The organism is Dactylosporangium sp. NPDC006015, assembly GCF_040614215.1.
GTDB lineage: Bacteria > Actinomycetota > Actinomycetes > Mycobacteriales > Micromonosporaceae > Dactylosporangium > Dactylosporangium maewongense.
Window position 1 is genome coordinate 66,938 of record NZ_JBEXUD010000033.1, and the last position, 12,041, is coordinate 78,978.

Annotated in this window: 8 protein-coding genes; 6 read left to right on the plus strand and 2 right to left on the minus strand. The window is 73.5% G+C overall.

Features of this window, described 5'->3' with window-relative positions; genetic code table 11:
• Window positions 1–34: 34 nt before the first annotated feature.
• Both ABZ321_RS40455 and ABZ321_RS40460 read right to left on the minus strand, forming a co-directional pair.
• Window positions 35–1,714: a hypothetical protein gene (locus ABZ321_RS40455; RefSeq protein ID WP_354900942.1), complete on the minus strand. Its 1,680-nt coding sequence runs from the start codon at window positions 1,712–1,714 to the stop codon at window positions 35–37.
• Complete coding sequence (locus ABZ321_RS40460; RefSeq protein WP_354900944.1) at window positions 1,711–3,387, minus strand: TOMM precursor leader peptide-binding protein; 1,677 nt, start codon at window positions 3,385–3,387, stop codon at window positions 1,711–1,713. The genes ABZ321_RS40455 and ABZ321_RS40460 overlap by 4 nt, the downstream gene beginning before the upstream one ends.
• Window positions 3,388–3,521: 134 nt before the next feature.
• On the opposite strand from ABZ321_RS40460, the gene ABZ321_RS40465 reads away from it, so the two are divergent.
• From ABZ321_RS40465 to ABZ321_RS40490, 6 genes are all read left to right on the plus strand, one after another.
• Window positions 3,522–3,701, plus strand: coding sequence for a thiomuracin/GE37468 family thiazolyl RiPP peptide (locus ABZ321_RS40465; protein WP_344513792.1), 180 nt, complete (start codon window positions 3,522–3,524; stop codon window positions 3,699–3,701).
• Window positions 3,702–3,705: 4 nt separating this feature from the next.
• Entirely contained in the window at window positions 3,706–6,309 is a 2,604-nt protein-coding gene (locus ABZ321_RS40470) for a lantibiotic dehydratase (RefSeq protein WP_354900946.1), read from the plus strand.
• The gene (locus ABZ321_RS40475) at window positions 6,306–7,247 is read left to right on the plus strand and encodes a lantibiotic dehydratase C-terminal domain-containing protein (protein ID WP_354900948.1); all 942 of its coding nucleotides are present in this window, start codon (window positions 6,306–6,308) and stop codon (window positions 7,245–7,247) included. The genes ABZ321_RS40470 and ABZ321_RS40475 overlap by 4 nt, the downstream gene beginning before the upstream one ends.
• Window positions 7,244–9,766 (plus strand): thiopeptide maturation pyridine synthase, encoded by a 2,523-nt coding sequence (locus tag ABZ321_RS40480; protein WP_354900950.1) that lies wholly within the window; start codon window positions 7,244–7,246, stop codon window positions 9,764–9,766. Before ABZ321_RS40475 ends, ABZ321_RS40480 begins: the two co-directional genes overlap by 4 nt.
• Window positions 9,757–10,086, plus strand: coding sequence for a hypothetical protein (locus ABZ321_RS40485; protein WP_344513785.1), 330 nt, complete (start codon window positions 9,757–9,759; stop codon window positions 10,084–10,086). Before ABZ321_RS40480 ends, ABZ321_RS40485 begins: the two co-directional genes overlap by 10 nt.
• Before the next feature lie 218 nt (window positions 10,087–10,304).
• Window positions 10,305–12,035, plus strand: a complete 1,731-nt coding sequence (locus tag ABZ321_RS40490; RefSeq protein WP_354900952.1) for a substrate-binding and VWA domain-containing protein — start codon at window positions 10,305–10,307, stop codon at window positions 12,033–12,035.
• Window positions 12,036–12,041 lie beyond the last annotated feature (6 nt).

Here is a 12,041-nt window from a genome sequence, read left to right on the forward strand (position 1 = left end):
ACGACGTGCGTGACCAACGGGGCTGCGCTGTTCGTCAAGATCCCGGTCGACGGCACATGAGCAGCACCCGCACGACCGTGAGGCCCGTGCGGGCGACGTCCACCGGGGTGATGTCGGCGAACCACGCGTCCCGGTGCTGTTCGCGCAACCACCGCTCGGCGGCGGGGAGCAGGGCACCGGTGTCGAGCACCGGGTGCGGCCGGCCGGTGCCGGCGAGTTGCCGCGGGCCGAGCAGCGACAGCAACGCCTGCGTCGCGGCCGCCGCCAGGTCGTCACCCCAACCCACGGCCGGCGTCGACCGTTGGACCCGCGCCACCACGACGGGGATGGCCGCGCCGGCCGGCACGGACAGCCGGGCGGGCAACCCGGCCCGCGCGGCGGTGCGCACCAGCAGTTCCAGGATGTCCGGCCGGCTCGCGCCCGCATACAGCGCCGCCGGCTCGACGGGACGGCCGGGCCCGGCTCGGGCCGCATCGCCCGCGAGGACGTGGCACAACCCGGCGGTCACCGCATCCGCGAGGCCGGCGCCCACCCCGACGCCCGCCCTGGACGGGCCCGCGGGTGAGGATGCCGGGTCGCCGGTGAACGGCCTCCGGGCCGGTGCCCATCGCAGCGGCCGGTCGGGGAGGACCGCCTCGGCGTAGTGGGCCACCGCCGCCCGGACAGCGGCGTCCCGGGCCGCATCCACTGTGGACGGATGGTAGGCGACGAAGGTCTGCGCGGGGTACGCCAGACGGACGGCACCGACCCGCAGCGGCAGTTGCGTCGCCGCGTCGTCGGTGAACCCGGCCAGGACCCCGACGTGCGATGCGACGAGATCCGCCGCCGTCGCGTCGGCCGCGCCACGGGGATGGGCGCAGCCTGGGTGCGGCAGCAGCCGCTCCCGGTGGGTCTCGCAGGTGGCGAGGTCGAGGACCAGGACCGCCGGGAAGGGCCGGCGGCCGCCCCTGACGGCCGCCAGGACCTCGGCGGCGAGCAGCGTCCCTGCGATCGCGGCACGGGCGCCGTCCGGCGCGGCCGGGGCCACGGTGCCAGGGTCACGGTTTGCGAGCAACCGCAGCCGCGTACAGGTCGGGCAGGGCCCGCCATCTCCCCCGGTGGTGGCGCCGATGACCACGACCTCGGCGCCGACGAGTGCCGCGACCGTCACCTCGCCGGGCGCCTCGTGCGGGCCCCCGATCGGCTCGACCGTGACGATCGCCGTGTACCCGTGGCCGGCGGCTTGCCCTGATACGAACCTGAGCGTGGCCGGGTGACCCGTTGCGGCTTCGGCATCGAGGGCGGCGCGGTCGCGGCCGGACAGATCGGCCGCGATGTCGATCGCCGGCATCCCCGAGCGCAGCAACGTGCGAGCGGCCGCGGCCACCATGGGTGCCGCCGCAGGCCACCGGCTCCTCAGCAGCACCCGGTGGCGGCGCGGGTCCTCAGCCGGCGAGGCGCGGTTGTCCTGCGCCACGTCTCGGGCGCAGTCGTGGCGCAGCAGCAGGGCGGCGAGTTGCACCAGTGTGCGCTGCTCGTCGGTGGGAAGGCCGGCGCAGAGCCCACGGACCGTCGACGTGCCGGTGAGCCGGGGGGCGATGCGCTCGAGCGTGGCCGCTGCCTGCCCCCGGACGAGCAACGCGGTTTCCCCGCGCCGTATCAGCATGCCATCGGCTGTCCGGGTGAGCCGGACGTCGGCGCGCAGGCGCAGGCGGTCCTCGGGCGTCACCGTCATGACAGGGGGTGCGGCACGTGGTGCGGGCCCTCCGACGGGGGCGCGGCGGCGTGCCGCAATGCGGTGCTGATCCGGGTGAGCCCCGGTGCGCGTTGCCGGGGGCCGAAGTCGAGCGGCACCAGCCCCGGGGCGATGACCCGCGCCGAACGCAGGCCCAGCCGCCGCTGCTCCACTGTGGTCAGGTCCACGACGATGACGTCCGAGCCGGTCTCCATGACCGCACCGGCACAGGCTTGCAGGTCTTCGAGCAGGTCCATGTCGGACGGTCGGGGCCATGGGCGCGGCGCCCCGGGGACTTCGTGCCGGTCGCCGAGCAGGAACCCGGCGTACGCCATCGCCGCGGGGTCGGCGAAGAGCGCGGCGTGGTCGGCGGCGGACTCGACGAGGCCGTGGTCGCGCCGCATGGCGTCGATCCGGCCGCGCTGGGCGAGGGCGCGTTCGCGGACGGCCGGCACGAGCGCGGCGAGTTCACCGACGGCGCCGGCGACGGCCGAATCCGGGTCGAGACCGGCTGCGGCGGCGAAGCACAGCGCCGGTGCCGCACCGCCGGTGGCGACCGCGACCGCCGTGACCACCGGTGCCGGCAGGTCGATCCTGGTGTCGAAGAGGCGTACCTGGTGTCCGCCTGCGGCGAGGCGGTCGATCAGTGCGCCGACGGCCGGATCCGTGACCGTGCCGGGCGCGAGTTCGGGCAGGTGCGCCCGGCCGTACCACGCGATCAGGAACGCGTCTCGTTCGATGAGCTCCAGCAGGCCGTGCAGGGCTGCCTCCTCGAGGCACGTGCCGATGGCGCAGCCGTTCGACGTCTCCCGGGGACCCGCGAGGAAGTACGCCATCCGCTCAGGCACGAGGACCGGCGCATCGTGGCGCAGCGAGTGTCCCGGTACCCACCGGATCGGTGACCGCGGGTCGAACGACGGCCAGTCGCCCGGAACGGCACGTGCGGCGACGCGTTCGAACGTGTCGACGACGACCGGGGCGGTGCCGGTGTGCCATGCGGCCGCGGTGCGTTCCAGGCCCTCCAGGAGCGCGGCGGTGCGGCTACGGCCGTAGCTGCGGGCGTGCCCGCTCCACATCACCGGGATGACCCGGTCCGCTCCGCTGCCGGAGCCGGCCAGGGTGCCGCCGACCACCACGGGGACGATCGGTGCGTCGGTGAGGGCGACGGCGGCTGGGCCGAGGGCCCCGCACACCGGGTTGACCAGTGCCCGCTCCGGCAGGTGGACGGCGTCGAGATCGCGGAGGCGGGACGCCGACCTGGACGGTTTCGGCCGTGGTACGAACCGGATCGGGTCGGCGGGAGCGGGGGTGCCGCAGGCCGGGCAGGACGGGTCGGGCAGCAGTTCGTGGCGCTGGATGTCGAGGGTCTCCCAGGCCAGCCGGAACACCGTGCCGGCGGCGACGACCGCGTGGAGGTGGCGGATCAGTTCCAGGACGGCGGGGGTGAGGTGTGGCCAGGGCCCGGGTGTCCAGCTCGCGGCGTCGGCGGCCAGGCGCAGCGGGGCCGGTTGGAGGCGCTCCCGGCGCAGCGCGAGGCAGGTGTCGCAGGAGCCGATCAGGACCGCGTCGTCGGTCAGGTGCACCGTCGCCGCCGGGTCGGTGCCGAGCACGCCGACCACGGCCTGCGGCACGTACGACTGGATCGCGGCGACAGCCGTCACCAGTCCATCCATGACGCGCATTCTCACCGCGACGATCTGGGGGAACCACTAGATCCAGCCCGCGTGACGGCCGAACCGGGTGGTGATCCCCCACCGTGGGCATAGGTCGCCCGGGCACGGGCCGACCACCGCTGAGGAGGTAACAGATGCAGTCAACGGAAGGCCTGACCGACTCCCGGCCCGAGCTGCGGTTCGAGCTCGACGAGGTGCCGATGGACATCTTCGACCTGGCCGAACAGGGCCTGACGGTCGAATCACTCACCGCAGGGCACGGGCTGGGCGAGTTCGGCGCCTCGTCGGTGTTCTCCTGCTCGTCCTCGTCCTGATCCAATGACACGACCGCAGGCCCTGACCACACGGACGGTCGCCGGCTACGCTGTCGAGCGGCCGGTGGTGGTCCGGGTGGCGGGCCTGCCGGTCGATGTCCTGTCCGCGATGCGGTTCACCCGTACGGTCGCTGCCGTCGACGCACTCCTCGACGCGCAGGACCGGGCCCGGCGCACGGCACAGGTGCTGTCCGAGGCGCTGTACCCACTCGTCGGTGACCCGGCCAACGCCGCCCTGAAGACCCGGCTCGTCGCCCTGCGGCGGGCCATCCACCAGGACCGGCGACTGCCGGAGCACGTGTGGAACGCGGAGATCCGCGATGCCCTGCCCGCACCCATGGTCTGCCGGATCGACGCGTGGCACGCGGAACGGGCCGCCCGCATCGGCGCGGAAGCCGACCTTGAGCCGCTCCTCGGCGTCGAGGCCGACACGGTCGCCGCCCGCATCCGGGACGCGGCCGGCCGCCCGGAGTTCCGCCGGGCGTTGGCCCAGGCGAGTCCTGACCTGTCGGCCGCGTTGGAGCGCTGGCTGCGGGACGGTCACCGGCCCCGCGCCCGGACGATCGGCGGGTTGGTCGCGTTCCTCGGCCGGGCCGCCGCGAAGACCAGCCCATACAGCTCGTTCGCCCGGATCGGCCTGGCCCACGTCGACGACACCGGGCCGTCGGTGCCGGCCGGCGCCCACCCGGTGCCGGCGTCGTCGGTGCTGGAGTTCGACCGGGTGCTCGTCGCGCGGCTGGTCCGCGCCGTGTCGACCCGTCCCGACCTGGCGGCGACGCTGGTGCTGCGGGTCAACCCCAGCCTGCACCGGGCCGGCGAGACGCTGCGCTTCCTCGGTACGGGCGAAACGATCGTCACCATGGCCGCCGCGCCCGCCGTGCTGGCCTGTCTCGACGTCGTCCGCCACCGGCAGGCCACCACCGCCGACGTCGTGCGGCACCTCGCGGCCACCGGTGCGGCGGCCGCGAAGGTCGGCGTCTTCGTCGACCGGCTCGTCGCCGTGGGCCTGCTGGAGGCCCGTCCGCCCGTGCAGGTCGAAGGCGCGGAGCCGCTCGGCGCCCTGGCCGGCTGGCTCGAAGCGACAGGTACCGACGTGCGGCCGCTGCGCGAACTGGACCGGCTGATGAGCGTCCCGACACGGATCGGGGACCACACCGAGCTCGCCGCGCACCGCGAACGGCTCGTCACCGCCGTCGCGCACACCGTGCGGCTCGGCCACGACCTCGCCGTGCCGGACTGGCCGGACGCCGACCGGCTCGACCGGTTCGTCTGCCACGAACACGTCGTGGAAAGCGGCGCGCCGGCCCGGCTGGACGCCCGCGCGTGGCGGCCGGTGCTGGACGACCTCGACGTCGTCCGGCGCTGGCTCGGGCTGCACGACCCGATGCTGCCGACCCGTCTCGCCCTCGCCGACCGCTGGGCGCCGTGGTTCGGATCCGCCCCCGACATCGCGTTCCTGGACCTGCACGAGCGCGTCCAGCGGGAGCTCGCCGCGCGGACCCCGCTGTCCGCGTACCTCCGCGGCGACTACACGGTCGGCGCCGCGGACCTGGCGACAAGCCCGGTCGAACGGCACGCGCGGCTGCACGCCCTGCTCACCGAGTCGATCGCGGAGCTCACCGGACCGCAGCGGGTGGACCCCGAGCTGGTGCGGCGGCTGACCGCGAGCTGGCCGGCCTGGGTGACCGCGCCGGCGTCGATCACCTGCTACGGCCAGGCCGTCCCCGGCGCCGACGGGCCACGCCTGGCGGTCAACGTCATCACCGGCGGGCATGGTCGCGGGCGTGGCCGGTGGGCGCACCTCGCCGAACGCGCGACCGGCACGCCGGTCACGGCCCCACCGGCCGCGGACCGGCCCGACGGGCCGATCGTCGCGGAACTGGCCGGCCTGTTCGGGTCGGCACTCAACCTTCATGTCGCCCTGTCGACCCACGAGATCTCCTACCCCGGCACGGAGGACACCCGCCCGCCGCGGCACCGGATCGCCCTCGGCGCGCTGCGGGTCCGCCAGGATCCGGGAACCGGGCTGCCGCAACTCTTCGACGCCGCCACCGGCCGCCAGGTGATCCCCGTCCACGCGGGCATGATGGCCGACCTCCTGCTGCCGCCCGCCGCGCGGTTGCTGCTCGCCGCGTTCGGCCCGGCATACCTCGTCCACCCGGCCTGGCCGGTGCTGTGCCCGCTCCTCGACCCGGCGACGGTCACCGCGCCCACACTCCTGCCCCGGGTCGAGGTCGGACGTGTCGTGCTGCAACGGGCCCGCTGGCTGGTGCCTGCCGCCGCGGTGCCCCGGCAACGCCCCGGCGACACCGGCGCCGGCCACCTGCAACGGCTGCTGGGCTGGCAACGCGAAACCGGCATCCCCCGCGCCTCCTACGTGCGGCTGTGGGACCCCGAGCAGGTCTGGGGCCAGCGGGCTTTCACGAAGGCCCGCAAGCCGGTGTACGTCGACCTCGCCAACTGGTACGCCGTGCAGAACCTCGACCGGCTCCTCGCGGACTGGTCCGGCCTGGTCACGTTCGAAGAGCCCCTGCCGGCACCGCAGGACGCCGCCGAGCGGGTCGCCGAGCTCATGTTCGAACTGACCGCAGTGGGGAGCACCGAGTGAGCGGACACGACTGGCTCAGCATCCACCTGTTCCAGCGCGGCGACCTGGACCCGCTGCTCATCGACCTCGTGCCCGCCCTGCTCGACGAGCTGCGCGAGGAGAAGCTCGCCGAAGACCTGTTCTTCCTGCGGTACTGGGAAGGCGGCAACCACCTGCGGCTACGCGTCCGCCCGGCGCCTGGCGCGTCGCGACGACGGCTCGCGGCGCGCCTCGGCGGCCGGTGCCGCGACCACCTGAGCGGCCGTCCGGTCACCGGCGAGGACTCCCAGGCCGCATACGCGCACCGGGCCGCGCTCGCCGCCCGGTGGGAGGGCCGCTCCGGCTACGCACGCCGGCTACGGCCGGAGAACACGGCCCACTTCGTGCCGTACCGCCGCGAAACCGAACGCTACGGCACGGGCGCGGCGATGGAGGCCGTCGAGCGACACTTCGTCGAATCCAGCCTGCTGGCGCTCCGGGTGCTGCCCAGGACGCCACCCGCCCAGCGCCTGACGGTCGCCCTCTGCGCGATCCTGACCACCTGGCTGGTCTGCCAACCGGATCCGGCGACCCTCGCGCCATTGCTGCGGATCATGCCGGACCCGGTCACCGCAACCGACGACGCGTACGCGCGGCAACATGATCGGCTCATGTCGATCACCGGCCAGGTGCGGCGCGTCGTCGCCGGCACCGGCACCCTTCCGCCGGGGCACGTGCTCGGCGGCTGGGCCACCTCGGTGACCCGGCTGCGCGACGGCCTCACCGCGGAACTGACCGCCGGCCGGTTCGCGCCGCCTGCCCGCGGCTGGGAGGGCACCGGCGCGGCCGGCGACGGCGTGCTGCCGGTCCTCGACATCTGCGCGCATCTGCTGTGCAACCGGCTCGGACTCACGGTCGGACAGGAGGCGTACGTGCGGCACATGGCGGTGCGGGCGGTGCACGAGTTGGAGGCGGCGTGACCGGGTGGCAGAGCGTGCACATCCACTACCACGACGACCCGCGCGACCTGCTGCTCGACGCCGTGCAGCCGCTCTTCGCGCAGGTCGCGCCGCACGCCGACGCCTACTTCATGCCGCACTGGCGGCAGGGCCCACACCTGCGGCTGCACGTCCGCGCACCCGGCGACGTGTTCCGTGACGTCGTCTCCCCGCTGGTCCACGACCGCATCGGCGGCTACCTGCGCGACAACCCGTCACGGACGGTCCTGGACCCGGCCACGGTGCTGGACAGCCACCGGCGCCTGGCCGAGCTGGAACAGGACCCCGGTCCGCTCCTGCCTTGGCCGGCGAACAACACCGTCCTCGATGCCCGCTATGACCGGCGGCTGCACATGCTCGGCAGCGTGGCGGCCGCCGACCTGCTCGCGGAGTTCCACCTGCGGACCACCGCCCTCGCCTTCGACGTGCTGCGGTTGCGCCGCCAGGGCCGCCAGCTCCCCGCGATCGCGTTCGACCTGCTGATCGCCACCGCCGAAGCGCTCTGCGGCGCGGACCTCAGCTGGAGCTTCGTGTCGTTCCGGTCCCACGCCGAGGCGTTCCTGTCGACCTGGCCCGAGGGCGCCGGGCTGCGCCCCGCGTGGGACGGCTACTTCACGGCGAACGCCGGACGGCTCACCGCCCGCGCCGAGGCGGTCGCCGCCGCCGTCCACGACGACGACGGCGACGCCCTCGTCCAACGCTGGGTCCGCACCGTCACACCGTTCCGCGACCGGGCCGGCGCCCTCGTCGACGCCGGCATGATCACACTGGACCCGCCACCGGAGGCGCGCGCCGAACACGCGGCGCTGAGCGCGCAGCTCGGCCGGGCCAGCGCGTTCCACGCGGAGACCGCGGACAGTCCCGAGTTCGAGGCGCACGTGCGGGACACCGTCTGGTTCGCCCAGCACCGCCTGATGCTCAACTACCTGTACCTGTTCCTCACCCGGGTGGGCCTGACCCCGTCGGAACGCTTCCTGCTCTGCCACGTGGCGGCGAACACCGCCGAACGCCTCCACGGCGTGTCCGCGGTCGACGCAGCGCGGCGCAGCCCCACCGGCGCCTCGATGGGCCGTCTCGTCCCGGGCCTGCGCCCCTCGGACGACGGTCCCGCGCAGCTCTCCGAGCGCCTCGCCCTGCGCCTCGGCGTGCACGGCGTCACCCGCGACGACGGCCGGCACCACCTGGTGAGCTGGCCTCGGGCGGAGCCGCTCGGCGTCCTCGACGACGGCCAGCGGGCCGTGCTGTGGCGGCTGTCTGCGGGCGGCTGCGACCCCTCGGTGCTGGCCGAGATCGCCGCCGACCATGCCCCTTCCGCACCGGTGGACGGGCTCGTCGACCGGCTGCGCGAGCGGGGCTGGCTGGCCGTCACCGTGCTGCACGGCGGCGTCGCCCAGTACACGGTGGTCCCCAAGGGCAACTGGTGGCCCCTACCACCGGTGGAGCGGTCCGGACCGCTGACCCTGTCCCGGTTCGCGGTGATGCGCCGGGACCACAACGGTCTGCAGCTCACCTCGCCCCGCTCACCGGTCGTGGTCCGGATCCACGCGCCGCAGATCGCCGCGCTCGTCGCGGGCCCGCTCACCACGGACCTCGAAAGCCCGGCGTTGCCCGCCCGTCTCACCGCCGACCTCGCCCGGGCCGGGCTCCTCGTCGGCGCGGGGGACGCCGAGCCGTTCGACGAGGCCCAATGGAGCCCGCACGAGCTGTGGTTCCACGACAGCAGCCGCCAGTCGTACGAGCGCGCCGGATCGACCCGGTTCTCCCACTTCGGCGCGACCCTGTGGGCCAAGGACCGGTTCCCGCCCCTGCCCGGCCGACCGGCGCCCATGAGCACCCGCACCGTCGCGCTGGCGCGGCCCGACCTGACCTGGCTGCACCAGACGGACCCGACGCTCACCGGTGTCCTGGAGGGGCGCCGTTCGATCCGCGCGTACGACGAGTCGTCGCCGGTCACCATCGAAGCGATCGGCGAGCTGCTGTTCCGCTGCGCCCGGGTGCGCTCCACCGACGACAGCCAGGGATGGGACACGTCCGATCGCCCGTACCCGGCCGGTGGCGCCGTCCACGAACTGGAGCTGTACCTCGTGGTCCGCTCGGCGGCCGGGCTGGAACCCGGCATGTACCACTACGACGCCTTCGAGCACCAGCTCGAGGTGCTCGACGCCGCCGAACCGCCACGCCGGCGGCTGCTGCAGGCCGCCGCCCGTGCCATGGGCGCAGAGCAGCCGCCCCAGGTGCTGATCGTCATCGCCGCCCGTTTCGGCCGGCTGATGTGGAAGTACGAATCGATGGCCCTTGCGCTGACCCTGAAACACGTCGGCGTGCTCACTCAGACGCTGTACTCGGTCGCGACCGCGATGCGGCTGGCCCCGTGCGCCGTCGAGGCGGGCGACACCGACGCGTTCGCACAGGCCACCGGCCACGACCGCCTGTCCGAGTCGAGCGTCGGCGAGTTCTGCCTGGGCTCGGCGCCGCCCTCCGAGGAGCCACCGTGTACCTGATGATCGTCGCCTGGGACCTTGCCCGCTCCGAGCAGACCACCACGTCGCTGCGCGACTACCTGCGCGGTTACGCCGTGGACGCGTTCACCGGCCTTCCCGGCATGCTGGGCAAGTTCTGGTTCTCCAACGAGCCCCGCCAGATCTGGGGTGCCGTGTACCTGTGGACCACCCTGGCCCACGCCGACCCAGCGCGACTGCCGAGCCGGGCGGTCGAACTCATCGGCTACGAGCCCACGTCGGTCAGCGTCTTCGCGCTGGAGGCCGTGGCCGCGGGCGCGGACTGGTCCAAACTCCTCGACGGCGGCGTCGTGCACGCCTGAGGGGCTTCCGGCCGGCTCGACCGAGCGCTTCCGGCTCGGTCGGGCAGTCCCTCGCCGGGAGCGGCACCGGCCCGTCCGGCGGATGGCGGCGATGTTGTAGCCCTCGGTTACGATGCGGGGCTCAGCTGGTGAACAGGAGATCGTCGATGGGAATTGTCGCGGGGGCACGTACGCGAATGCCGCTGGTGATTGCGGTGATCGTCGGTCTGATAGCCGTCTTGGCGACGTACGTGGTGCTCCGTCGCGACGCCGGGGAGGCGGGTGCCGACAAGCGGGCCGGCTGTGAACCCATCGAGGTCAGTTCGTCGACCGAGAAGGCCGACCTGATGATCGAGTTGGCGCGCCGGTACAACGCCTCCGACACGCTGTACGGCGGCAAGCGGTGCGCGTCGGTGACCGTGCACCGGCTCACGTCCGGCGCGGCGGCGCAGGCGCTTGTCTCCGGGTGGGACGAACAGCGCGACGGTGGGCCGCCACCACAGGTGTGGACGCCCACCGCATCGCTGTGGCTCCAGTTGGCCCGCCAGCAGGAGACCGCCGGCGGCAAGCAGGTGGTGCCGCCGGCCGGCACGCAGATGCCGTCGATCGCGCAGAGCCCGTTGGTCATCTCGATGCCGAAGCCGATGGCCGAGGCGTTCGGCTGGCCGAACCGCGAGTTCGGGTGGAGCGACGTGCTGGCGCTGGCGTCCGATCCGCAGGGGTGGGGCCGGTACGGCCACCCCGAGTGGGGGCGCTTCTCCTTCGGCAAGGACAACCCGCACCGGTCCACGTCCGGCCTGGCCGCGACGGTGGCCACGTACTACGCGGCGACCGGCCTGTCCCGCGAGCTGACGACGGCCGACCTCACCCAGCCCAATGTGATCAACTTCGTTCGCGGGGTCGAAGCCGGCGTCCTGCACTACACCGACGATGCGGTGAAGTTCCTCGCCAACTTGGCCGAAGCCGACGCCAAGGGCGCCGCGATGTCGTACGTGAGCGCCGTCGTGCATCAGGAGCAGCTCACCTTCCTCTACAACAAGGGCAACACCACCGGCGACCCGAAGGTGACAGGCAAGGCGCCCACGGTGCCGCTCGTGCCGATGGTGCCGCGGGACGGCACGCTGATGCTCGACCACCCATACGTGGTGCTGCCCTCGGCCAGTGACGCGCAACGGGAAGCGGCCGCGGACTTCCTCGCGTTCCTGCAGCGGCCGACCCAGCAGGCGGCGTTCGCGGCGATGGGCTTCCGCGACCATAAGGGCAACGCCGGACCCGAACTGACGCAGACCCTGCAGATCCCGGCCGGGCAGAAGCTCAGCCTGATCCAGCCACCCGTCGGAGAGGTCCTGGACAAGATCCTCGCCGGCTGGGACGACCTGCGGAAGAAGGCGAGGGTGCTGCTCGTCCTGGACGTCTCGGGCTCGATGAAGGAGAAGGCGGCCGGTGACATCAGCAAGCTGGAAGCCGCGAAGAACGCGGCAATCGCGAGCCTCGACCTGCTGCATCCCGACGATGAGGTGGCACTGTGGACATTCACGGGGCAGCGACCGAACGGTGCGCAGCCCTACACCGAGCGGCTGCCGATGTCGCGCGTCGGTGACGCGAAGCAGCAACTCACCGGCATCATCCGGGCGCTGAGCGCCGATGGCGGCACGGCCCTCTACCACACGACCCGGGCCGCCGACCTGTACATGCGGGAACGGCTGGACGCCGACCGCATCAACGCAGTCGTGCTGCTCACCGATGGGCGCAACGAGTACCCGGCCGACAACGACCGGGCGAAGCTGCTCCACGACCTGGACGGGTCACCCCTGGAGAACTCGGTTCGCATCTTCGGTATCGCCTTCGGCGAGGAGGCCGACCTGGACACGCTCGAACAGATCGCGAAAGTGTCGCGGGCAGCCGCCTACGACGCGCGCGACCCGGCAAGCGTCGACAAGATCTTCAGCTCGGTGCTGAGCAACTTCTAGTGGCGA

Bases quoted from the DNA above. Each gene is read 5' to 3' on its own strand.
- ABZ321_RS40465 (WP_344513792.1), top strand. From the start codon at position 3,522: ATGCAGTCAACGGAAGGCCTGACCGACTCCCGGCCCGAGCTGCGGTTC.
- ABZ321_RS40455 (WP_354900942.1), bottom strand. From the start codon at position 1,714: ATGACGGTGACGCCCGAGGACCGCCTGCGCCTGCGCGCCGACGTCCGG.
- ABZ321_RS40470 (WP_354900946.1), top strand. From the start codon at position 3,706: ATGACACGACCGCAGGCCCTGACCACACGGACGGTCGCCGGCTACGCT.
- ABZ321_RS40460 (WP_354900944.1), bottom strand. From the start codon at position 3,387: ATGGATGGACTGGTGACGGCTGTCGCCGCGATCCAGTCGTACGTGCCG.